This is a genomic window from Salegentibacter agarivorans (genome assembly GCF_900113135.1).
Taxonomy (GTDB): domain Bacteria; phylum Bacteroidota; class Bacteroidia; order Flavobacteriales; family Flavobacteriaceae; genus Salegentibacter; species Salegentibacter agarivorans.
Genome location: NZ_FOOH01000005.1, coordinates 21,680 through 46,448, shown reverse-complemented (window position 1 = coordinate 46,448; position 24,769 = coordinate 21,680). Strand labels below are relative to the sequence as shown.

Annotated in this window: 14 protein-coding genes; 10 read left to right on the top strand and 4 right to left on the bottom strand. The window is 37.7% G+C overall.

Annotation, left to right across the window (positions count from 1 at the left end):
* Positions 1 to 2: 2 nt before the first annotated feature.
* On the bottom strand, positions 3 to 461 hold the full coding sequence (locus BM084_RS05090; protein WP_075325859.1) for a GAF domain-containing protein: 459 nt from the start codon (positions 459 to 461) through the stop codon (positions 3 to 5).
* 87 nt (positions 462 to 548) lie between these two features.
* On the opposite strand from BM084_RS05090, the gene xrtF reads away from it, so the two are divergent.
* From xrtF to BM084_RS05040, 10 genes are all read left to right on the top strand, one after another.
* Positions 549 to 1,094 carry an exosortase family protein XrtF gene (xrtF, locus tag BM084_RS05085; RefSeq protein ID WP_093303354.1) on the top strand — a complete coding sequence of 182 codons (546 nt, stop codon included), beginning with the start codon at positions 549 to 551 and terminating at the stop codon, positions 1,092 to 1,094.
* The gene (locus BM084_RS05080; protein WP_075325861.1) at positions 1,091 to 1,534 is read left to right on the top strand and encodes an exosortase F system-associated membrane protein; all 444 of its coding nucleotides are present in this window, start codon (positions 1,091 to 1,093) and stop codon (positions 1,532 to 1,534) included. Before xrtF ends, BM084_RS05080 begins: the two co-directional genes overlap by 4 nt.
* A 66-nt stretch (positions 1,535 to 1,600) precedes the next feature.
* Positions 1,601 to 1,993, top strand: a complete 393-nt coding sequence (locus tag BM084_RS05075; protein WP_075325862.1) for an HYC_CC_PP family protein — start codon at positions 1,601 to 1,603, stop codon at positions 1,991 to 1,993.
* 194 nt (positions 1,994 to 2,187) lie between these two features.
* The gene (locus BM084_RS05070; protein WP_093303350.1) at positions 2,188 to 6,036 is read left to right on the top strand and encodes an efflux RND transporter permease subunit; all 3,849 of its coding nucleotides are present in this window, start codon (positions 2,188 to 2,190) and stop codon (positions 6,034 to 6,036) included.
* Between the two features lie 28 nt (positions 6,037 to 6,064).
* Positions 6,065 to 7,333 carry a TolC family protein gene (locus BM084_RS05065; RefSeq protein WP_093303346.1) on the top strand — a complete coding sequence of 423 codons (1,269 nt, stop codon included), beginning with the start codon at positions 6,065 to 6,067 and terminating at the stop codon, positions 7,331 to 7,333.
* Complete coding sequence (locus tag BM084_RS05060; RefSeq protein WP_075325864.1) at positions 7,320 to 9,041, top strand: efflux RND transporter periplasmic adaptor subunit; 1,722 nt, start codon at positions 7,320 to 7,322, stop codon at positions 9,039 to 9,041. The genes BM084_RS05065 and BM084_RS05060 overlap by 14 nt, the downstream gene beginning before the upstream one ends.
* Before the next feature lie 122 nt (positions 9,042 to 9,163).
* The gene (locus BM084_RS05055) at positions 9,164 to 9,733 is read left to right on the top strand and encodes a DUF3347 domain-containing protein (protein WP_075325865.1); all 570 of its coding nucleotides are present in this window, start codon (positions 9,164 to 9,166) and stop codon (positions 9,731 to 9,733) included.
* A 136-nt stretch (positions 9,734 to 9,869) separates the two neighbouring features.
* Positions 9,870 to 12,017, top strand: coding sequence for a thioredoxin domain-containing protein (locus BM084_RS05050; RefSeq protein ID WP_093303344.1), 2,148 nt, complete (start codon positions 9,870 to 9,872; stop codon positions 12,015 to 12,017).
* Between the two features lie 357 nt (positions 12,018 to 12,374).
* A complete protein-coding gene (locus BM084_RS05045) occupies positions 12,375 to 14,900 on the top strand; it encodes a glycoside hydrolase family 9 protein (protein WP_093303341.1) in 2,526 nt (841 codons plus the stop codon).
* Positions 14,901 to 15,282: 382 nt separating this feature from the next.
* A complete protein-coding gene (locus tag BM084_RS05040; protein WP_093303339.1) occupies positions 15,283 to 16,323 on the top strand; it encodes an IS5 family transposase in 1,041 nt (346 codons plus the stop codon).
* Positions 16,324 to 16,708: 385 nt separating this feature from the next.
* Here the strand turns inward: BM084_RS05040 and BM084_RS05035 are convergent, their stop codons facing one another.
* From BM084_RS05035 to BM084_RS05025, 3 genes are all read right to left on the bottom strand, one after another.
* Positions 16,709 to 18,175: a RagB/SusD family nutrient uptake outer membrane protein gene (locus tag BM084_RS05035; protein ID WP_075325866.1), complete on the bottom strand. Its 1,467-nt coding sequence runs from the start codon at positions 18,173 to 18,175 to the stop codon at positions 16,709 to 16,711.
* Positions 18,176 to 18,187: 12 nt separating this feature from the next.
* On the bottom strand, positions 18,188 to 21,208 hold the full coding sequence (locus tag BM084_RS05030) for a SusC/RagA family TonB-linked outer membrane protein (RefSeq protein WP_093303337.1): 3,021 nt from the start codon (positions 21,206 to 21,208) through the stop codon (positions 18,188 to 18,190).
* A 157-nt stretch (positions 21,209 to 21,365) separates the two neighbouring features.
* The gene (locus tag BM084_RS05025; RefSeq protein ID WP_093303335.1) at positions 21,366 to 24,701 is read right to left on the bottom strand and encodes a CRTAC1 family protein; all 3,336 of its coding nucleotides are present in this window, start codon (positions 24,699 to 24,701) and stop codon (positions 21,366 to 21,368) included.
* Between the last annotated feature and the right edge of the window lie 68 nt (positions 24,702 to 24,769).

Genomic DNA, 24,769 nt, shown 5'->3' with positions numbered 1-24,769 from the left:
TTTTAACTTAAAACTTCAGCCACTTTCTCATTAACCCATTCCAAAAATTCTTCATCTTCCTTAGAAAATGGATCTGGAGTGTGAGAATCTATATCAATCTGGCCAATGTTCTCGCCGTTTAAGAAAAGCGGGACAACAATTTCAGCTTTCACGTTAATGCTACAGGCTATATAATTAGTTTGTGCTTTTACATCTGGCACTACAAAGTTTTCATTAGAAACCGCTACCTGCCCGCAAATCCCTTTTCCAAAAGGAATAATAGTATGGTCTGTAGGTTCGCCTGCGAAAGAACGCAATTTCAATTCGTCTTTATCGCCATTTTTAAAATAAAAACCTACCCAATCATAATATGGGATATTTTCTTTTAAAACCTCACAAACCTGCGATAATCGGTGGTCTACCGATAGATTATCGTTTTCAAGAATAGTTTTAATTTCTGGTTTTAATTTCTGAAATGGCATAGTTGATATTTTGGTGCAAAAGTATTCAAAAATTATAGCAAGCACAGGCTCTTATTTATATAAATTTGTTAAAAACACTCTCTAAAATTGATCAGGTTATTTATTAAATATAAATCGGTTCTTCGTTTCATTTTTATGTTTTTGGGAAGTTACCTGGTGCTCACCCTTATTTATAATCTTTATTTAGAATTCTTTAGGTCGCCTATTTATTTTCCAGATTACATTACTCATCTTGTGGCAAAACAAAGTGAAATCTTAATTAGTAGTTTTGGTTATAACGCGCAAATTTTACCGCACCAGTCAGAACTTTCAATGAAGCTTATTGTTAATGAGGTCTATTTGGCCAGAATCGTGGAAGGCTGCAATGCAGTTAGTATCATTATTTTATTTATCGCTTTTGTACTTTCCTTTTTTGGCCGATTGAAACTCACACTACTTTATCTTTTAGCGGGTAGTGTAATAATTTATGCAATGAATATTATTAGAATTGGTATTCTCGCTGTGGGAATTTACGAGTATCCGCAACATACCGAATTTCTACACAGCATTATATTCCCATTAATTATCTACGGCACCGTATTTTTACTGTGGGTTATCTGGGTGCGTATTTATAGCCAAAAACAGAAATTATGAAACAATTTTTAAGGCTATCAGGCATTGGGGTTTTAGTTATTTTGCTGATTTTGGTGAGGTTTTTTGAGCATCAGTTATTTTACGATCCGCTAATAGATTTTTACCGTTATGGCGGTTATTTAGCAATGGAAGTACCCGAAATTAATTTCCCTAAATTATTGCTTAACCTTAGTTTACGCTACTGGCTAAATACTGCTATTTCCCTGGTAATCCTTTTTGTTAGTTTTCGCGATAAAAATATTGTGAAATTTGCCGCCTTGCTTTTTACCTTACTTTTTGGAATTGGTCTGGCAACATTCAGTGTACTTTATTTTAATTTGAATTTAGAAAATGTAATGGGTTTATTTTATGTACGCCGATTTTTAATTCACCCAGTATTTATCCTTATTTTATTGCCTGCTTTTTATTATTACAGATTAAAAAAACGGGAAAACCTATAATATTGAAAGTTATTCCCAAAAATCTGGAAAGACTTTATTTCAAAATTTTACCTATTTTTGTAGCTGATGAAAAAAGCTTTTCAACATAGCATTTCTATAGCAATGGCATTTTTAGTGCTGTTTTCAACCTTTTCTTTTACGGTTGATAAACATTTCTGCGGAAGCTTTTTAGTAGATAAAGCAATTTTTTCTGAAGCCAAAACCTGCGGGATGGAAATGGAAACTTCAACTGAAGATTCCTGCTGTACCAATGAAAAAGTTGCGGTAGAAGGCCAGGACGAGTTAAAACACCAGTTTGATTCGCTAGATCTAAATCAACAGCTTTTCCTCACAGGCTTTGCTTATTCCTACATTTTTATTTTTGAAGATTTTTCAAAAGAAAATATTCCTTTTAAAGATTATTCTCCACCACTTCTGGTCAAAGACATACATCTCGAAGACCAGGTTTTCCTTATTTGATATACATTTTTGTAAATGTCATCCTGTTTCAAAATGATAAAATCGTCATTGCGAAGCACGACGCGATCTGTTAATATCAGCAGATTACTTCTCCCGATAAACATCGGTATCATAATGACGTTTACAGTTTCATTTTGAGCTATTTCTCATTTGTTTATAGCGCTTAGTTGTTTTATTAATGTATATCCACATTCATGTTTAATAAGATTATAAAATATTTTCTTTATAACCGACTGGTTTCTGTCCTGCTGTTAGTATTTCTAATCGGCTGGGGATTGGTAACTGCGCCTTTTAATTGGGACACCGGGTTCTTGCCAAGTGATCCAGTTCCTGTAGATGCCATTCCAGATATTGGAGAAAATCAGCAAATTGTTTTTACCGATTGGCCCGGGCGTTCTCCCCAGGATATAGAAGATCAAATTACTTATCCGCTTACCAGTTCACTTTTGGGAATTCCGGGAGTGAAATCTATTCGTAGTTCTTCCATGTTTGGTTTTTCCAGTATTTATATCATTTTTGAAGAAGATGTAGAGTTTTACTGGTCAAGAAGCCGGGTGTTAGAAAAGTTGAATTCTCTTCCTGCAGGTTTATTACCCGATGATGTTCAACCAACATTGGGTCCTGATGCTACAGGTTTAGGCCAGGTTTTTTGGTACACTTTAGAAGGTCGGGATAAAGACGGAAATGTAACCGGTGGCTGGGACCTTCACGAATTGCGTAAAGTTCAGGATTATTATGTGAAACTTGGACTAAGCGGCGCAAAAGGAGTTTCAGAAGTAGCTTCTATTGGTGGTTTTGTACAGGAATATCAAATTGATGTAAACCCCGATGCGCTTAAAGCCTACGGAATTGGCATCAACCAGGTAATGATGGCGGTAAAGAATTCTAACCGCGATGCCGGGGCGAAAACTTTAGAGGTAAACAAGGTGGAATACCTGGTTCGTGGTCTCGGTTATATTGAATCTATTGAAGATATTGAAAATACCGTGGTTGCCGAAAATGATAACACCCCGGTACTTATTAAAGACCTTGGCCGGGTAAGTTTGGGCCCTGCCGAACGCCGCGGAGTTTTAGATAAGGGAGGAGCTGAAGTTGTTGGCGGTGTGGTTGTAGCGCGCTATGGCTCAAATCCGCTGGCGGTAATTCAAAACACGAAAGATAAAATCCAGGAAATATCTACCGGATTACCATCTAAAACGCTTTCTGATGGTACCGAAAGTCAGTTAACTATCGTCCCTTTTTACGATAGAACACAACTTATTAATGAAACTATAAACACCCTGGAGCGAGCACTTTCCCACGAGGTACTAATTAGCATTATCGTAATTATTGTACTCGTTTTAAACCTACGGGCTTCCATTTTAATTTCCAGTTTATTGCCGGTTGCGGTGCTTATGACTTTTATCGCGATGCGCTATTTAGGGGTAGATGCCAATGTGGTAGCCCTTTCCGGGATTGCCATAGCCATTGGAGTGATGGTAGATGTTGGGATTGTTTTTGTTGAAAATACCATTCGCTGGCTGGAAATGCCCGAAAATAAAGATCTCCGCGGAAATAAACTCGCCGGAGTAATCTACAAAGCTACCGCTGAAGTAGCTCCAGCGGTAACAACAGCACTGGCCACCACAATTGTGAGTTTTATCCCGGTGTTCTTTATGGAAAATGCTGAAGGAAAATTATTCCGTCCCCTGGCTTTTACCAAAACCTTTGCCTTGGTTGCGGCTTTCCTTATCGGGGTTTTTGTGTTGCCAATGCTTTCGTATTTCTTTTTCAACATTAAAATCAATAAAAAGAAGACCCAGCAAATTTGGAATATCGTTTTAATCGTTTCAGGAATCGCTCTGGCTATTATTTTTAGTTTCTGGTTGCCTTTAGCTCTAACGTTAATTGGAATCGTAAAAATTCTTGAAGAAAGGAATCCACAGTTTTTTGGAAAATATACAAATTTGGTTATTCCCGGTTTAATCCTGGCGGTTACCGTATTCTTTCTGGCTGAAGAGTGGATGCCGCTTGGCTTTCAGAAATCGGCTTTTGCCAATTATATCTTTGTAATTCTTTTACTAAGTATCACCTTGGTGGTATTAATGATGGTGGTGAAGTTTTACGAACCGATCTTAAACTGGTGTTTAACCAATAAAGGGAAGTTTTTAACGCTCCCTATTATTACCATCTTTTTTGGGACGATGATCTGGTTTGGTTTTCCAAAATTATTTGGATTTGTAGCAGGCGGATTTGATAAAGTAGGTTGGAATGTGAGAACAACCCAGGTTTGGAGTGGAATGGCTCACACTTTCCCTGGGGTGGGCAAGGAATTTATGCCATCGTTAAGTGAAGGCAGCTTTTTACTGATGCCAACTACCATGCCGCACGCCGGGATGGAAGAAACCACCAAAACCTTGAAACAGTTGGATATGGCGGTAACCAGTATTCCTGAAGTTGAGGTTGCGGTTGGTAAATTAGGTCGGGCAGAAACCGCTCTGGATCCCGCGCCAATTTCTATGTTTGAAAATATCATTAATTATAAACCGGAATATATTCATGCTGAAGACGGCTCGATGCAGCGTTTTAAAGTTGATGATGAAAACCGTTTTATTCTCAAATCAGGGGACACTTTAACTAATGCTGAAGCTATCCAGCGAGATGTAATCGCTTCAAATTTAATTGAAGATGAAGATGGAAGGTTCTACCGAAACTGGCGTGAACATATTAATAGTCCCGACGACATTTGGAATGAAATTACAAAACGCACCAAACTTCCCGGGGTTACTTCGGCGCCAAAATTACAACCCATAGAAACCCGTCTGGTAATGTTGCAAACCGGGATGCGGGCACCGATGGGAATTAAAGTTTATGGACCAGATTTGAGGACTATTCAAGATTTTGGAATGGAACTGGAGGAATTGCTAAAGGAAGTACCTTCATTAAAATCTGAAGCTGTTTTTGCCGATCGTGTAGTTGGAAAACCTTATCTGGAAATAGATATAGATCGAAATGCGATTGCCCGTTACGGACTTAGTATTGAAGACGTTCAGCAAACCATTGAAACTGCGATTGGGGGGATGGAAATCACTTCTACGGTAGAAGGCAGGGAACGCTTTCCGGTTAGGGTGCGATATCCCCGCGAATTAAGGAATGATCCTGAAAGTATTAAAAACATTCTGATACCGACTTCGGATGGGGCTCAAATCCCGTTAGGAGAGCTTGCTGAACTTAAGTATGAGCGCGGGCCGCAAATGATAAAAAGTGAAGAAACTTTTTTAACCGGCTATGTCCTTTTTGATAAACGCGACGGTTTTGCCGAAGTAAACGTGGTGAATGATGCCCAGCAGCATATTCAGGATAAAATTGATGCTGGCGAACTGCAAGTGCCGCAAGGGATTAGTTATAAATTCTCCGGAAATTATGAAAACCAGGTACGGGCTGTAAAACGTTTGGCAATCTTAATTCCTATTTGTTTGCTTATCATTTTCCTGTTGCTCTATTTTCAGTTTAAAAGCATTATTGCTTCAACAATCCATTTTTCAGGAGTATTTGTGGCCTTTGCCGGCGGCTTTATTATGATCTGGCTTTACGGGCAGGGCTGGTTTATGGACTTTGATATGTTCGGCACCAATATGCGTAGCCTTTTTCAAATGCAGGAGGTCAATTTAAGCGTAGCAGTATGGGTTGGATTCATCGCTTTGTTTGGTATTGCAACCGATGATGGCGTATTGATGGGAACTTATATTCACCAGGTTTTTGAAAGAAAAAATCCAAAAACAGTTTCAGAAGTTCGGGAAGCGGTGATGGAAGCCGGTTTAAAACGGGTACGCCCTGCAATGATGACCACGGCAGTAACAATCATTGCGCTTTTCCCGGTACTCACTTCAACCGGGAAAGGATCTGATATTATGGTTCCAATGGCCATTCCAATTGTAGGTGGGATGTTGATCCAGATTATGACAATTTTCGTAGTGCCGGTTTTACAGGCCATATGGCGGGAGAATGCTTCTTCCAATTCCACAGAAGAAAATGGAGAACAACCAGCAACAATTCAGTCATAGAATTTCTGAAAGAAATAAGAATTAGATAATGAAAATAGACACAAAAAAAATTTTTATAAGCTTGCTTCTTATCTCTCTTTGGGGAGGAGTGGGAATTGCGCAGGAGTTGGAAGATTATCTCAAAATCGCAGCAGAAAATAATCCTAAGCTACAATCTGCTTATACGCAATTTGAAGCTGCATTGCAGCAATCGCCGCAAGTTTCTTCTTTACCAGATCCCACGCTAACGGTTAGCGCATTTGGCAGAATGGTTGAAACACGTTTGGGCGCCCAGGAAGCCCGGTTTAGCCTTATGCAGATGTTTCCCTGGTTTGGAACTTTAAAAACAAAAAAAGAAGCAGCAGATTTACTGGCAGAAGCAAGATTTCAGGAGTATTTGGCAATGCGAGCCGACTTATTTTTCGAAATAAAAAAAGCATATGCCCAACTTTTTGCTATTGAGAAAACTATTGCTCTAAAGGAGGAAAACCTGGACATTCTGGATTCCTATCGTGAGCTTTCCCTTAGTAAGTTTAGAAGCGGAAGTTCAAAAATGGTAAATGTGGTTCGGGTAGATATTAAACGGGACGAAGCCTTAACAGAAATTGAGCTTGAAAAAGAACAACTGGAAAGTTTAAAAAAGCAGTTTAATCTTTTACTGAATAGAGATAGGCAAGCTGATGTTGCAATTCAGGATACCCTGATTTTTAATCCTGAAATACAGAACGAAATAATTAATCCTGAAGAAGCTTTTAAAATGCATCCAGAACTTGCCAAATTCGATAGGGAGCGGGAGGCATATGAAAGTCGTGCAGAAACAGCGCAAAAATCGGGCTTACCTAATTTCGGGATTGGCGTGGATTATTCGATTATTTCAAAACGAAGAGATGCAAATCCGCCAATGAACGGGCAGGACGCAATAATGCCTATGTTTTCGGTGAGTTTACCAATTTTTAGAAAAAAATATAAAGCCGCAGAAAAAGAAGCCGAACTAATGCAGGAGGCTGCCATTCAAAATAAAGAAGCGAGAGAGAACCAGTTACTAAGTGAATTTGAGCAAACGGTCTACGATTTAAATAAAGCCGATAAATTACTAAAGCTTTATGAACGGCAAATTGAAAGTTCTAACCAGGCAAATAGGCTTTTGGTTTCGGCTTTTAGTAATAACGATGGCGATTTTGAGGAAGTGCTTCAAATGAATCAGGATATTTTAATGCTGAAAACTCAGCAAATAGAAGCCTTGAAAACCGGATTTACGGCTCAGGCAAAAATGGATTATTTATCAGCTAAAACTGAAAATTACGATGAAAAGAATTAATAATATATGGAAAGCTGCGGGGATTCTTATCCTTGGACTTTTACTCGGATACCTGCTTTTTGGTGGAGGGAATGATGCTGAACAAGTTGAAGAGCACGATCACTCTGAAAGGAGCGAAGATCAAACCTGGACCTGTTCTATGCACCCTTCGATAAGGCAAAACGAACCGGGAGATTGCCCAATTTGTGGAATGGATCTAATTCCGGTTTCAGAAGATGAAAACGAACTGGATTCAGACATGTTTGTGATGAGTGAAAATGCACTGAAACTTGCAAATGTTGAAACCATGCTGGTTGGAGCAGGTGAAACTTCAAAAGAAATTAGACTTAATGGAAAAGTTGAGGTAGACGAGCGTAACACTTACACGCAATCTACCCATATTCCTGGGAGAATTGAGCAATTGCAAGTGAATTTTACGGGTGAAAAAGTGAATCGTGGACAGGTTCTGGCCAGCGTTTATTCGCCAGATTTAGTAACTGCCCAGGAAGAATTATTACAGGCAGCCGAGATAAAGGAAAGTCAGCCAGAACTTTTTGAAGCCGCAAAACAAAAGCTTAGAAACTGGAAAATTAGTGAGGCGCAAATTAATAAAATGTTGAGTAGAGGTGAGGCTATGGAGAGGTTTTCAATTATTGCCGATGTTGGTGGCGTAGTGACCGAACTTATGGCTGAACAGGGTGATTACCTGGAGCGGGGAATGCCTATTTATAAAATTGCTAATCTTGATAAACTTTGGGTGCTTTTTGATGTTTACGAGAGCAATATGTCCTGGATTAAAGAAGGCAGCACCATAAAATATACTATACAATCAATTCCCGGGGAAACCTTTGAGGGTGAGGTAAAGTTTGTAGATCCGTTGCTAAATAATAATACCCGGGTGGCTACTGCCCGGGTAGAAATTAATAATGAGAATAGACGAATTAAACCAGGAATGTTTGCAACAGGAATTATAGAAAATAACCTTAGTGCCGAAAACGAAGAAATTGTAATTCCAAAATCTGCAGTTTTGTGGACGGGGAAACGTTCTGTGGTATATGTGAAGGAAAATGTAGAAAATGGCGCCGGATTTAAACATCGGGAAGTGGTTTTAGGTTCTTCTTTAGGGGATTCTTATGTTGTGGAAAAAGGTTTAAATGAAGGCGAGGAAATTGTGGTAAATGGTACTTTTACCGTAGATGCGGCAGTGCAATTAGCCGGAAAATCCAGTATGATGAATCCGCAGGAAAATGGTACAGGCCATATTGAAGAGATAGAATTATCTGCAGCCGGGAAAAACGAAATTCAGGAGGTATTTAATTCTTATTTGGCATTAAAAAATGCCCTGGTAGAAGATGATTTTGAAGCTGCAAAAAAACACTTGAAGACAGTAGAAAGTAAAATTGAGGCTGTGGATGTTTCGGCTATTCCGACTTCAGCGGCAGGTGCTGTTGAAAATTATAAAACCCAGCTTCAGGCTAAACTATCTATCATGAAAGCTTCTGAAGATATTTCAGCATTAAGAACCGGTTTTATTGATTTTTCCGCAGAAATGATCAGGATGGCAAAAAGTTTAAAACCATTTAATGAGCAGATTTACATACAGCATTGTCCTATGGCGAATAACGATGAAGGCGCCGATTGGTTAAGCCTTTCAGAAGAAATAAGGAATCCATATTACGGTAGTGCTATGCTGAATTGTGGGGAAGTAACGGGTGTTATTGAGCAATAAGAAAAGAGTAAGTGAAAAGAATTAAGGAGGAATCGAAAAATAAATTTATATAAGTTTGCTGAATCAAAAGCCTTAAAGTGGTTAAACAAGAATAAATACAAATTAAATTAAAAACAGAAACGATGAAAAAAAATCTAAGAAACTTAATGATGCTTAGCCTGGTAGCAGGAGCCATATCACTAACCTCCTGCCGCGATGCCGAAGAAAAGAAGAATGAAGCGGCAGAGCCTATGCAAAATGAAATGCACCAGGGTGACGAGCAGGCCAGCATGGACACTTATGAAGGAGAAGCCTTAAATGCTGAATTTAAGAATGAAAATACTGCCGAAATCTATAATTTATATGTAGAAATTAAGGATGCTTTTGTAAATACAGATGCTGAAACTGCCAGTGATAAAGCTGCAAAACTTGCTGAAAAAGCTGGTGAAAACCAAGAAATAGCTTCTGCGGCAACGCAAATAGCTGAAAGTGAGGATGTAAATAGACAACGGGAAGATTTTTCTAAACTTACTGCAGCTATGGAGCCTGTGTTGCAGGATGCTTTAGAATCGGGTGAGATTTATAAGCAATACTGTCCCATGGCTTTTGAAGGAAAAGGTGATTATTGGTATTCTAATTCAAAAGATATTTTTAATCCTTATTATGGCGATAAGATGCTGAAATGCGGTAGGGTAGAAGCTACTCTAAATTAAGATATACTAAATAACAAATAGAGCCTGCCTACTAAGCGTTGGTGGGCTTTTTTATACGTAGTTTTTCGAAAAATTGAAGGTTTTATTTGAAAAGTTCGATTAGGAAGTTATCTTACAAAGATTTAATAATAAGAACATGAAATTGTCTTCCCTTGCCAGTATATTACTGGCTATTTTTCTTTCCATATCTTGTGTAGATGAAGCTAAAAATAATTCCTCGAGTGAAAATCAATTAGATAAAGAGCCTGAAGAGCACGAGTTTACCAATATGCTTGTGAATGAGAGCAGTCCGTATTTATTACAGCACGCCCATAATCCTGTTAACTGGCATCCCTGGAGCGAGGAAACTATAAATAAAGCTAAGAAAGAAAATAAATTACTGGTAATTAGCATTGGTTATGCTGCCTGCCATTGGTGCCACGTAATGGAAGAGGAAAGTTTTGAAGACCCCGAGGTGGCCGAACTTATGAACGAGAATTTTATTTCGGTAAAAGTAGACAGGGAAGAGCGGCCAGATGTAGACAATTTATATATGAATGCTGCACAGCTCATGACGGGTAGCGGAGGTTGGCCGTTAAATGTTTTAGCACTGCCAGACGGGAAGCCATTTTATGCCGGTACATATTATCCTAAGGAAGACTGGTTAAAAATTCTTAAGCATTTTGTAAAACTCAATAAAGAAGATCCTGAAGCTATACTTGAACAAGCCGAGAAAATAACCGATGGTATTCAATCTTTAGAGCAAATGCCAATTGTTGATAAGGAGAAAGCTTTTTCTTTAGATGAACTTGAAACGGTGTACACTCAATTAAAATCTAAAATAGATTTTGAAAAAGGGGGGAAAGTAGAAACTCAAAAGTTTCCGGTGCCGGTTTTATGGAAATTTCTTCTTCACTATAATTATTTAACCGACGACCCCAGTGCTTTGGAGGCCGTAGATGTTACGCTTGAAAATATGGCTTTTGGAGGTATTTACGATCAGCTTGGTGGTGGTTTTGCCAGGTATTCTACAGATGAAGATTGGTTTGCACCTCACTTTGAAAAAATGCTTTACGATAATGCCCAACTTATTGGGCTTTATTCCCAGGCCTGGCAAAAAACCAGGAATCCGCTGTATAAAGATGTAGTTTACGAAAGTCTTGAATTTGTTGAACGCGAACTTACCGCTAAAAATGGGGCGTTCTATTCCTCCCTAGATGCCGATACCGATGGGGAAGAAGGGAAATTTTACGTTTGGACCGCCGATGAAATTGATGAACATTTAGGTGGAGATTCTTCCATTTTTAAAGCCTATTACAATGTAGAAGAAAACGGTAATTGGGAAGATGAAAAAAATATCTTACACAGGGAAAAATCTGATAAAGCTTTTGCTGAAGAAAAGTCCCTTTCTGTTAAAGAATTAAAAGAAATACTTTCTGAAGGGAAACAAAAATTGTTGAATGAAAGGCAAAAGAGAACCTTACCTGCTCTTGATGATAAAGTACTTACTTCCTGGAATGCATTAATGATAAAGGCTTACCTGAATGCCTATAAGACTTTTGATGAAAAACGATTTTTAGAGGCCGCACTAAAAAATGCCCGTTTCCTTAATGAAAATGTTATTGCTGAAAATGGTGCTTTAACCAGAAATTATAAAGACGGAAAAACCAGCATTCCTGGCTTTTTAGATGATTATGCCTTTGTAATTTCTGCATTTATCGATCTTTACCAGGCTACATTTGATGAAAAATGGTTGTTTAAAGCGCAAGATCTTGCAAATTATACGAAAGAACATTTCTTCGATTCTACTTCCGGGATGTTCTTCTACACCCATGATGACCATTCTGGTCTAATTTCACGGCAAAAGGAAATTCTGGATAATGTTATTCCTTCTTCTAATTCAGAAATGGCGAAAAACCTCTTAATCCTGGGGCATTATTTTTACGATAGCGAAAAGAAAGCTCTGGCAGAACAAATGTTATTAAACGTACAAAAGGATTTAAAGGAATATCCAGATTTCTATGCAAATTGGGCTATAGTTGAAGTACTCCTGGTAAAACCTCCTTTTGAGGTAGCCATAGTAGGAAAAGAGCACCACAGGGTGAAAAAAGAAATCAATCATAATTATCTCCCGAATGTCCTGTTAATGGGCGGGGAAAAAGAAGGAAATTTAGAGTTATTGAAAGGTAAATTTATTGAAGGGCAAACCACCATTTATGTGTGTAAAGATCACGTATGCAAGTTTCCTGTAACCACAGCCAGAGAAGCTTTGGAGCAAATCAATGAATCTGGAGGTTTTTGGTAAGATTAGCACCACCTGAATTTTTGTTTAATTGTATTTTTGCAATCGAATTCCCTGCGGAAACGATTTTTCAGCATACATCGTCTTTTTTAGTTTATTTCTTCATCTAAAACCCCAAAATATTTAGATTCAGTTTTAGGATTTCTTGCTTTGCTGAATAGAAAGGTATATTTTTAAGAAATAATACTGCTTTTCAGTATTCTATATTATATAAAACAGGAAATTTCCCCTTAAAATGCTTTTCCGGGGATTTATTTAACTGCATTACGCAACCGATTGATTTAAGTGGTATAAGCAGTTTATAGAGGTTCCCTTTTTTAAAATAATAACCTATTAAAGCTTTTAAAATCAATAAGAATTATGAAAAATATTACACAAAAACTTTATTTAAAATATACTTATATCTTTCAAAAGTACGGGGTAAAGTCCGTTTGTTTTGGCCTTTTTTTAATGATGGGTAGTGTCTTTGCCCAAACTTCGCCGTTAACGCTTAATAAAGAAGAGTATTTTGAAAAAACCGGAGTAAACATTTTGGCATTTAGTAATTGGTATGATGGGTTATTTAGTGATTCAAAAATAAGTGGAATAGAAGTAATTCATCATGGAGTGAGAACAGTGACTAATGGTGATGTGAGGTTAAACGCCACCCCAGAACAATGGGATGCGATTCCCACCTTTGTTAGAAGAGAAGTGGACAGGGAAAATAATCGTATTGATACATATGAAAAATATCCCGATTACGATTTTGAATATATGATACGGGCAGAACGAGATGAAGATGAAGTGATTTTAAGTGTACACTTAGATGAGCCAATTCCCGAAGAATTAAAGGGAAAGGCCGGGTTTAATCTGGAATTTATACCCTCGGCCTATGCTGAGAAAACTTATTATATGGACGGTGAAGGAGGTAATTTCCCCCTATACCCGCACAGTAGCATGGATAAAGATACTTCAGGATATACGGCACCGAAACCTTTTGCTGAAGGAAAGACCCTGGTAGTTGCGCCCGGAGATCCTAAACGAAAAATTACAATTATTTCAGATGAAGCAAAATTAATGTTGCACGATGGGAGAGATAAAGCCCAGAATGGTTGGTTTGTAGTTAGAAGTTTACTTCCTGAAAATAAAACCGGTAAGGTTCTACAATGGCGTTTAAATGTAAATTCTACCCCAGGCTGGTCGCGTAAGCCGGTTATTGGTCATTCACAGGTTGGCTATCACCCTAATCAGGAAAAAGTTGCGGTTATTGAGTTAGATAAAAATGATTCTCCTGCTTCCCGGGCCACGCTTTATAAGTTAAATGAAATGGGAGAAAAGGTGGAAAAACATACAGCTGCCTTATCTAATTGGGGGCAATATACCAGGTATAAGTATTTATATTTCGATTTTTCTGAAGTAAAAGAAGAAGGCTTATATGTTATCTCTTATAAAGACGAAACTACGGCACCTTTTAAAATTAATGAAGATGTGTATGAAAAAGCCTGGCACCCCACGAATGATGTTTTTTTCCCGGTGCAGATGGATCATATGTTGGTAAACGAAGCTTATAGGGTTTGGCATGGCGCTTCCCACCTGGATGATGCGCTGCAGGCACCTGTTAATCATGAGCATTTTGATCTTTATGCCCAGGGTCCCACAACAGATACCGAATATGAACCGGGAGAACACATACCGGGACTTAATATTGGTGGTTGGTATGATGCCGGAGATTATGATATTAGAACTCAAACCCAATATTATGTAGTTTCTCATCTTGCTCATGCATACGAAGATTTTAATTTACAACGAGACCAGACCCTTGTAGATTACGATGCTAAATATGTAGATTTACATAACCCAGATGGAAAACCAGATATTCTTCAGCAAATAGAACACGGTACCCTGGGGTTAATTGCCCAGCACCGAACTTTGGGAAGGGCGATTCCTGGGATTATCGTGCCCGATATTTCTCAGTATACCCATTTAGGAGATGGTCTAACTATGACAGATAACCTGATTTATGATAAAGAAATGGATCCTCTGGAAACTGATGGATACAAAAGTGGAAAATTTGATGACAGATGGGCCTTTACAAGTAAAAGCACACCTTTAAATTATGGTTCTATTGCTGCATTAGCGGCTGCCAGTCGTGTTCTTAAAGGATATAATGATGAATTAGCTGAAGAGTGTATAAACACCGCTATAAATGTATGGAAAGAAGAACACTCAAAAGAGCCAGATCTTTTTCATCACGGAAATACTACCGGAGGCACTTTAGAAGATGAAGAATTAAAAGCCGCCGTAGAATTATTACTTTCTACAAAAGATGAAATGTACGCCACTCGCATAAAGGAGATGTGGCCTACTATAGATAAAAACTTTAACCTTCATGCAGGTCGGGTTATGAAGATCTTAACCTATATGGATGAAGATTTTAAGCAGAAGTTAAAAAATAGGGTAAAAGACTATAAGAATGAAATTGCTGAGCATAGGAAAGAAAATCCGTATGGTGTTCCTATTGGTAGAAGGGGTTGGGCTGGCAATAGTCAAATTGTATCCTATGCAATTAATAATTACCATTTACATAAGGCGTTTCCCGATCTTATTGATAAGGAAGAAGTTTTTAAAGGTCTTAATTATCTTTACGGAACGCATCCTGATTCTGATATATCCTTTGTTTCTGGAGTGGGGACAAAATCTAAGAAAGTAGCTTATGGAATGAACCGTGCAGATTTTTCATTTATCGCCGGTGGGGTAGTACCAGGAGTTTTAATCTTAAAACCAGATTTTCCTGAAAATAAGGAAGATTGGCCGTTTTTATGGGGAGAAAATGAGTACGTGGTGAATGTTGGTGCATCTTATATTTATCTCGTGAATGCCGTTCGTGATCTACTCAATAACCAATAGTGAAATGCTACTCCTCGGGTTTATCTTCTCATATAATTTAAGTTGAGATCTTTCCCAAAGCTGATGATTTTTCTGAGAGCCAAAAAATAATAGTTTATACGTTAATAAATAGTTTTAGATAAAACCACTACTGAAATAAAATAATCTGGTCTTATGGCCAGATTATTTTATAAGCTCAAATAAGTATTTCCAATGGAAGTGTTTACTATTACATTTTCTTTCTGTAAATGCTCCTGCAATTCCCTGTTTAATAATTTAGGCTAAGGAAAATAGGTTAATTTGATGTGTGGATTAATCTATTAACTGCTTATAATTAAAGACCGTTGCACGGTAGGTTTAAAAAATATTATGATAATTACGATATTTAGATTAATTTCATGGAATGGAAAAGCAACAACACCCAAGCCTTGCAGACAGCATCTGCGACCTACGTTCTCGAAAGATAAAACGTACTTTTTTCACTCAGATAGGCGTTCTTATAGATTGGGGACCTATTGAAGTGGTCATTAAAAAATATTATACCAAAGGTAAAAGTGCTACCGGTAAGCCAAGCTATAGCGGGCTGTTGCTTTTTAAAATGAGTTTGTTACAGACCTGGTATGGCCTTAGTGATTATGAAGTTGAAGACCGTGTAAACGATAGTATCTCTTTTAGTTATTTTTGTGGGCTGCACATCGATGAAATAGCCCCAGATCACAGTACTCTTTCCCGTTTCAGGACGATTATGACCAAAGCAAAGGCTTACCAGTCGTTATTTGAAGAGATCAATAAGCAATTGGAATCTCACGGTATTATCGTAAAGACAGGAGCCCTTATAGATGCCAGTGTTGTGGACACCCCTTTAAAGCCCAAAGGAAAGCCCAAGCATAAAGTTACAGAGGACAGAAAGGACGAAGAGGAAGTTGAAGTTACCAAAGATTATTCGGACAGCGTAGATAAGGATGCAGCTTGGCTAAAGAAAGGGGGCAAGTACAGGTTTGGTTACAAAAAACACCACCTTACAGATGAAGAGGGCTTGGTCCTGGGGGTATTGACCACAAAGGCAAGTACCAATGAGATTGCCAATTTAGAAGAAGTACTCAATACTGCCGATTTACCCAAGGATATCCCCCTAAAGGCCGATAAAGGCTACCAATCCAAGAAAAACACGGAGCTACTTAAAAAAAGAAAATTGAAGGACCATATTTTAAAGAAAGCCTATAAAAACAAACCATTAACCAAATGGGAAAAGAAGTTCAACAAACTTATCGGTAAAACCAGATTTAAGGTAGAGCGCACCTTTGGCAGTATAAAGCGATGGTTTTCTGGAGGGATAGCGCGTTATAAGGGAATAGAAAAAATGCATACTCAAAACCTAATGGAAGCTTTAAGCTATAATTTATACAGGAGTCCAGGGATACTTGCGTCCAAATCTGAAAATTAAGAGGAATTGAACCTATAAAAGCAGCGTGTAAGTGCTAAATGGAGGATTAAATGCAAAATTAAGCGAACATAAAACCGAAAAAAATAATTCTCAAAAAAGAAAACCTATTTCAAGGAGGTTTTGCAACGGTCTTAATTAGTCTATTTATAACGATGGAGATTCCTTTCCTTATTACCGAAAAACTAGACCTGATAATTCTTTCTCAACTAATTAATTTACTTGATAATTGAGATTTCAATGTTGCATTCTTGTTGAGGGAATTAAATTAATGAGGCTCATCAGGATACGCAGAGTTAGTTTACTTTTTTATTTTCTGAAGAAATTTCACATAAAAAAGCCCTTTCATTTATTTGAAAGGGCTTTAAGTTTAAGGGTTGAATACTTATTAGTATCCTGGATTCTGATCTTCCTGACTTATACCCTCATTTGCTGATATTTCATCATTAGGAATAGGCCAGATTTCGTGTTTTCCTGCCTGGAAACCAAATTCAGAAAGATAATCGGCAGCAAGTCCCCATCTTACAAGATCTGGGAAACGTACTTGTTCGCCGGCTAATTCTACCATTCTTTCGTGTACTATGGCATCAAAAACTTCATCTTGAGAAAGACCGTCAGAAAGAGGGGCTAATTCTGCTCTCTCTCTTACTTCGTTAATATAATCTATAGCATCAGCCTGGTTGCCTAAAGCATTTTCAGCTTCGGCCATCATTAAAAGAACATCAGCATATCGAATAACTTTCATGTTTATTCCTGAAGCCTGATCTTCATTTACATCTTTGTAGTAATTCTGGTACTTTCTCCAGGCTGCATCTCTTTCCAGAGGTAATTCTTCAATTAAACCACCAGCAAAAGTATCACCGTTGAAATAGAAAGATTCATCAAGTCTAATATCACCTTCTTCGTATTCAGCTATAAGAGCGGGATTAGGATATACGTTAAACCAGTCGTTAAAGCCATACTCCTGGCCACGGAAGGTTACTTCATTAGCATCTTCACCGGCTGCATTAGAGTTCCATACGGCAGAGTTCCCCATATCATCATCATACTGAATTTCGAAAATTGATTCAGGACCAAATTCTTCTTCTTCTCTAAAGTTTGCAAAATAATCGTCTTCTAAAGAATATTGCCCGTAAATATTTTCGAAAGCAGCTAAAGCCTCATCGTATTCTTCAAGATAAAGGTGTGTTTTTCCTAAAAGGGCAAAAGCAGCACCTTGAGTAGCTCTACCATTTTCAGTACGTCCTTTATCCCATAAAGACTGGCTGGCATCATTTAAGTCTGCTATTATCTGGTCGTAAACCTGATCTGCAGGGGTACGTGGAAAACCAGAACCATCTTCAGGCACGGTTGTAATTAAAGGAACATCGCCAAAACGGGTTACCAATAAGAAATAGTAAAAAGCTCTCATATACTTCGCTTCACCAATAAATCTTGCTTTTTTCTCATCACTCAATAATGAAGATGGAATTTCATTAATTCTATCGGCATTATCAATTACAAAATTTGCTTTGTTTATTCCTCTAAAACAGGCATCCCAGTACCACGCGATTGGTGGGTGGCTGGCATCAAAAGACCATTCCTGGTAAACTCTTTTATCTGCTTCTAATTGCGGATTCCCAAGGGCTTCACGAGACATAATGTCCATTGCAAAGAACAAAGTTCTGGTGTATAATCCAATAGTTTGCGTATTGGCATATACAGCATTCACTGCCGATTGCACCTGGGCTTCTGTCCTAAAATAGGTTTCAGGAGAAAGACCACTAGGGTTTGTTAGTTCAAAATCTTCTTCCTCACATCCGTTAACTACGAACAATGTGGCAAAGACCATTAATATTATTCTTATTTTTTTCATAATTGTATTTTTTTAAAATCCTAATTGTAGACCAAATGTTAATGAAGTAGGCTGAGGATATAAACCTCTATCAATACCTATAGCTCCCGTACCCTGTTGCAATACGTTGTCAACACCAATTTCAGGATCAAGTCCGGAATAATCGGTTAGGGTAATCAGGTTTTGTCCACTTATGTATATTCTTAAATTGGCAAGAGATTCACCAAATATATCTTCATCAAAAGTATATCCAATATTTAAATTCTTAAGCCTGGTATAAGATCCATCTTCTATAAAACGATCCGAAGCATTAAGGTTTTGTGGAGCTCCTAAAGCACGTGGTATCGTATTTGAAGTTCCTTCTCCTGTCCATCTATTTAAAACAGCTACACCGCTATTAAATAGTCTTGGCATTCCTTCAAGGTCATATAAGTTAGTATTATAAATTTCGTGACCATACGCACCCTGAATAAACATTGAAACATCAAAGTTCTTATACTGGGCACTTAAATTAAGTCCCATTGTAAGTGTTGGATATGGATTTCCTATTACAGTTTTATCTGCAGCAGTAATATCCCCGTCTCCGTTAAGATCTAAAAAGCGAATATCTCCAGGTTGCACAGCTGTTTGATCTGGATTTGCAGTGAATACCTCATCTACTTCTGCCTGATTTTGGTAGATACCATCGGTTTTTAAGCCATAGAAATGGAATAATGGTTCTCCCGGAGCAATTCTTGTAAGATATTCATTCTCAAAAAATCCTCCCTGAACCTGATCCAGGCTACCTATAGAAAGAACTTCGTTTTTACTGGTTCCCAGGTTTAAATTGGCAGACCAGGTAAATTCACCTTCGTAATCGTTATATCCAAGATCAGCTTCAAAACCTGTTGTTTTTACGGACCCAACGTTAGAAGCTATAGTTGGTACATTGTAACCTAAACTAAGCGGAAGTGGTAATTCGTAAAGAAGATCATCACTTTGGTTACTATAATATTCCATGGATAGAGTTAAGGCATTATTAAACATACCCAAATCTAAACCAATGTTCTTCATAGTAACTTCCTCCCATTTAAGGTTTTGATTGGGAAGTCCTTCAGCAGTAGTACCCTGTACAGCTGCACCTCCAATTGGGTAAATAAAGCTTGTAACAAGTGTAGAAGCATAACGATAGTTACCAATCTGGTCGTTACCGGTTGTACCCCAACTACCTCTAATTTTGAAGTTATTAAAGTCTGTATCTTGCATAAAGCTTTCTTTAGCTACGTTCCAACCTGCAGAAACAGACCAGAAAGTACCCCAACGGTTATTTGCTCCAAAACGGCTGGAAGCATCTTGACGATAAGATCCAGACAAAAGATATTTTTGATCAAAATTATAATTTAATCGTCCTAAATAACCAACTCTTCTATATTCTGAAGAAGCTGAAGACAGGCCTGCTTGATTAAGAGATAGTTCTTCTACATCATCTGTAATTGGATTCTGGCTACTTGCATTCAGGCTTTCACTATCAATAGTTTGATCTTCTGCTAAAACTAAAACTTCGAAGTTGTGAAAATCTGCTACCTCAAATTTATAGTTTAAGCTATTGGTAAGTGTAAGCGATTGATTGGTACCACTGTTTTTTGTGATTTGAGCAAAACCAAATTGATGGGTTCCACCATTACTATCATCGTTATAAGAAGGAATAAAATTATTGTTATTATACTTATAATAATCTATACCTGCCTGGCTCTTAAAAGTAAGGCCATCAATTATTTCGTATTCAGCAAAAAGGCTACCTAAAATAGTAAGTCCTTTATTCTCGGCGCTTCCTAAGGTTTGAACTCTAACCGGGTTGGCCGCATCCTGGCCATCTAGTGCAGAGTTTGGTCCCTGGAAACCACCTCTATTGTCTGGGTTATAAACGCTTAAATATGGCGCTGATTTTATTGCGTGTTCTATTATTGATCTACCTCCGTCTTCTCTTTCAGGATTCTGTAAAGTGAAAGCTACGTTTAATGTTTGACCAAAACTAAGTTTACCAAAATTAAAGTTACTATTAGATCTAAAGTTAAAACGTTCAAATTCTGTTTCTATAACCGCACCTTCCTGGTTTAGGTATCCTCCAGAAAACCTGTAATTACTGTTTTCATTACCACCTGAAAGTCCAAGGTTGATACTTTTCATCACCCCGGTTCTAAAAATTTCATCCTGCCAGTCTGTATTATTGTCAATAAAGTCTGCATACTCAGGATTGGTAAGGCGCTCTGGATCAGTATCTGTTACTTCTCTTGCGTATTGTATGTATTGCTCTCTATTTAATAAATCGTAACGATTACTATTAAATTGAACTCCCGTATAAGTATCAAGACTTAGTTGAGCTTTTTGTGAAGCCGTTCCAGATTTGGTAGTAACAAGTACAACCCCATTTGCACCTCTAGAACCGTAAACAGCAGTAGTAGACGCATCTTTAAGAACCTGTATGTTCTCAATATCATTAGGGTTTAAACTACCCAAACCACCGGCGATAACACCGTCTATAACATATAATGGGTCGTTATTGTTAGGTGAGGCCAAACCTCTAATTCTAACAGCAGGTGAGTTACCGGGAGAACCTGAGTTAATTACGGTAACACCAGAAGCTCTACCTTGTAAGGCCTGCTCTGCGGTAGATACCGGAAGACTATTAATCTCTTCTGTATCAATAGATGAAATAGCCCCTGTAACTTCTGCTCTACTTTGAGTACCATACCCTACCACAATAACATCGTCCAGGGATTCTGACCCGGCGACTAAGTTTACATCAATAACGCTTTGATCGTTAACGGCAATTTCCTGGGTTTGATAACTTATATAGCTGAAAACGAGAACTGCGCCTTCGCTTACCTCTATACTATAATTTCCATCAAAGTCTGTAGTTGTACCGTTGGAGGTTCCTCGCTCTATGACGTTCACTCCTGGTATAGGACCGGATTCGTCACTTACTGTTCCCGTAACGGTTTGCTGGGCTGTAATAAAGCCAAAACAAAAGAATGTTACAATGAAAAGCCCCCTTTTCAAGTAATTGTTTTTCATAATTATTTGTTAGTTAGTTTATTAATTCGGTTTAAATGTAATAAAAAATAATTTTACGCAATCGGTTTTCTAAAAAAAATCTCTAATTTTCGTAATTTTTTTTCATTATATCATTGATTATGTAATAATTATAAGTGTTATTATCACATCATTAACGTTATTGGTCTTTCATCTCAATATATTGAATAGGACTGTTGTTTTTTACTGCAATAATAACTTCCTGGTTTTCAACCTCAATGGTGGCCATATCTTTCACATCTCCTGGTACGAAGAAACCACTTTTAGAAGGTACAATTGGGTTAAAATTACCGGTTCCATCTCCTTTAAGGAGCATTCCATACCCGGCATCGTTTCTTGTGGTTTCTACTTCAGACCAGAAAAGGTTCCCGGCAATTAAAGCGTCAAGATGGCCGTCCTTATCATAATCTTTTACAAGAATTTGATTAATTGAAGATATTTGGGCCACGTTTGGTAGTTTGTGAATTTTAAATTTCCCTTCAGCATTTTCTAAATAGATGCTGGAAAAAGATTTTACCTGGTAATGGAGAGAATTCTCCAGTTCTTTTTCCGAATAAACGTCCTCCAGGGTAGCTGTTGAAAAAGATTCGTAATCTGGAAACTTCTCCTTTATACCGGGAATTTGTTGGGAGGAGCATTCTCTTCCTCTCAATGGAAACTTTTCTCCTTTGTTATAATAGCTTAAAACAATATCACTGTTATTATTTCCATCAAAATCTTTAAAATAGATGTCAAAGGTTTCGTCTTCGCTGGCTGTATATTTATAATTTTCACCTAGATTTCCTACTATAAAATCCTGGTCCCCGTCATTATCAAAATCACCTTTTTTAATACTCCACCACCAGCCGGCAGTATCATCGCTAATTCCCATATCTTCAGAAACATCCGTAAATGCTGTTTTATTATTCCTGAAAATTTTTATTGGCATCCATTCACCTACTATAATAATATCCTGCCAGCCGTCATTATCAAAATCAACAATTTCTGCACTGGTTGCCATCCCTAAAGATTGAAGAAATGGAGCAACCGATTGAGTTACATCTTTAAACGATACTTTTCCATTTTTGCTGTTATTTTTTAAAATATAACTGTTAGCGGGTTTTGGATAATTACCGGGAACTAATCTTCCCAAAACCAATAATTCTTCCTTTCCATCTTTATCAAAATCGGCTTTGTATACTTTAGAACCACTGTCGTGCATTTTTGGGAGAGCATTTAAGTCTCTTGTAAAATTCCCTTTTCCATCATTGATATATAACCTGTCCTGAAGCATTTCAGAATCTGGATCAAACTCATTGCCTCCACTAACTACATAGATATCGTTATGGCCATTTCCGTTAGCATCAAAAATTAACGCGTCAAGGTCTTCGTAAGCTTTATCCTTTCCAAAAGCAGCACTGGTTTGCTTTTTAAAGCCGTTCTCAGTCCAAAAATATAATCCTGCTTCATAAGTGGCTGCACCTCCTACAATAAAATCTTCTTTACCATCGCCGTTTAAATCTCCAACCGCGATACTGGGACCAAAGGTAGAGGTGCGGTGGGGAAGAAGTACTTCGTCTTTAAAATCGTCGTACTCATTTTCAATATGCTTATGATTAGGAAATGAAGTTGAATCTGTTATTGTTGAAAATAAGGTTTCAGGCTTTAGTTCATTAGAGGTTTCTATTGCTGAAGCATCTTCGTAATTAAAACTTAGAAACTGATTTGCTTCTACATCCTCCCTTATTTCAACTTTCCCATCTGGCCATTCAATTCTAATTTCGTCAATAAGATCTGCCTGCGCAAGTCCAAAATGAAGTTGAGGCGCCACAGAAGACTGAAAGCCACGGGACAAAGTTAATTCCTGCATCTGTTCAGTATCGTTTGCGGTAACATACGCCCTGCTGCCTATACCGAATTTATTTTTCTCGGGTCCTTGCAGTTTAATTTGCACATAATTATTTTTTGTGGAACTCTGGTTTTCAAAAACCGAAGCTGTGTCGTCTATATTGTTGGTGATAATTTCCAAATCACCATCATTGTCAAGATCTACATAAACTACTCCGTTAGAAAATCCTTCATATACAATTCCCCATTTTTCATTAGCTATATTAAAGGTAAGATCACCGTTATTTTCAAAAATAAAATTGTCTATTTTTTCTGAAGGAATATTTAAACTTTTTTCAAGACGGTCTTCTTTAGTAAGCGACTTGTTTTTAAGCTCGTTAAAATAATCGTTGTTGTTTATTTCTCTTCGTGTGCCGTTGGTTACAAAAAGATCTTTATGGCCGTCATTATCAAAATCGGCAAAAAGCGGGCCCCAGCTCCAATCTGTAGAAGCGGCACCGGCAATACGGGATTGATCTGCAAAAAACGGTGTGTTATTGTTAAAAACTCCCGTATTGGTTTGCAGCACGTTCTGCATGTATTGATAGTGAAAACCAGCTTCTACAGTACCCCAGAACAAATCGGGGTTCATACTGGCCATATTGGCTTTTTTTCTCCTATTATCTTTGGCAGACATATCTACCTGATAAATATCTAAAAGCCCATCGTTATTATAATCTGCTATATCTACACCCATTCCGTAAAATGAAGTGTGAGAGGTAGCATCTTTTACCACTTCTCTAAAACTGCCTTCCCCATTGTTTATATACATAAAATCTGGGGAACTAAAATCGTTAGAAATATAGAGGTCTGGCCAACCATCGTTATTTAAATCTCCAACTGTTGCAGAGAGCGTTAACCCGAAACTTCTAACCCCTGCTTCGTTAGTAACATCGGTAAATTTCCCACCGTCGTTACGCATTAAATGATCGGTTTGCAGATCGGTTACACTATTCATTTGGTATTCATATACAAAATTTGGAGCGTCAAAACGGGTTGGAGGGTAATTGGCTATGTAAACATCAAGGTCACCATCTTTGTCGTAATCAAAAAAGGTGGCCTGTACACTATTACCGGGATCGTCTAAACCATATTCTTTAGCTTTTTCACTAAAAGTTCCATCTCCATTATTTATAAAGAGCTGGTTGTTTTTAGGTTGAAATTTTCCTCCTACAGAAAGATAAATATCCAGAAAACCATCTGCATTAACATCGGCCATGGTGACTCCTGTGTACCATCTCTCATCTCCCGCAACCCCGGCAGATTCTGTAATATCTTCAAATTCCATATTTCCTTTATTCAAATAAAGTTTATTGGGAACCTGGTTTCCTGTAAAATAAAGATCTGGAAGGCCATCGTTATTAATGTCTCCGGTAGATACCCCTCCACCCATATAAATATAAGAGTAGGTAAAGTAATTTAAGGAATCGTTTTCGGTAAGGTTGTTACTAAAATTGATACCAGATTTTGCGGCAGAAACATTGCTGAAGATTTTAGTATTTTCAGTCGATTCTTTTTTCGCTAATTCCTTTTCCTCTGGGGCAGAATCCTTACACGAAATAATTAAAAAGAAAAAAATCAGGAAAAATGACTTATAAAGTATTTTCATTTTGGGATGATTATTTTGGAGGGTATTGTTTGAATTTAACCTGGTATGGCTATTTATTGAAATTCCAG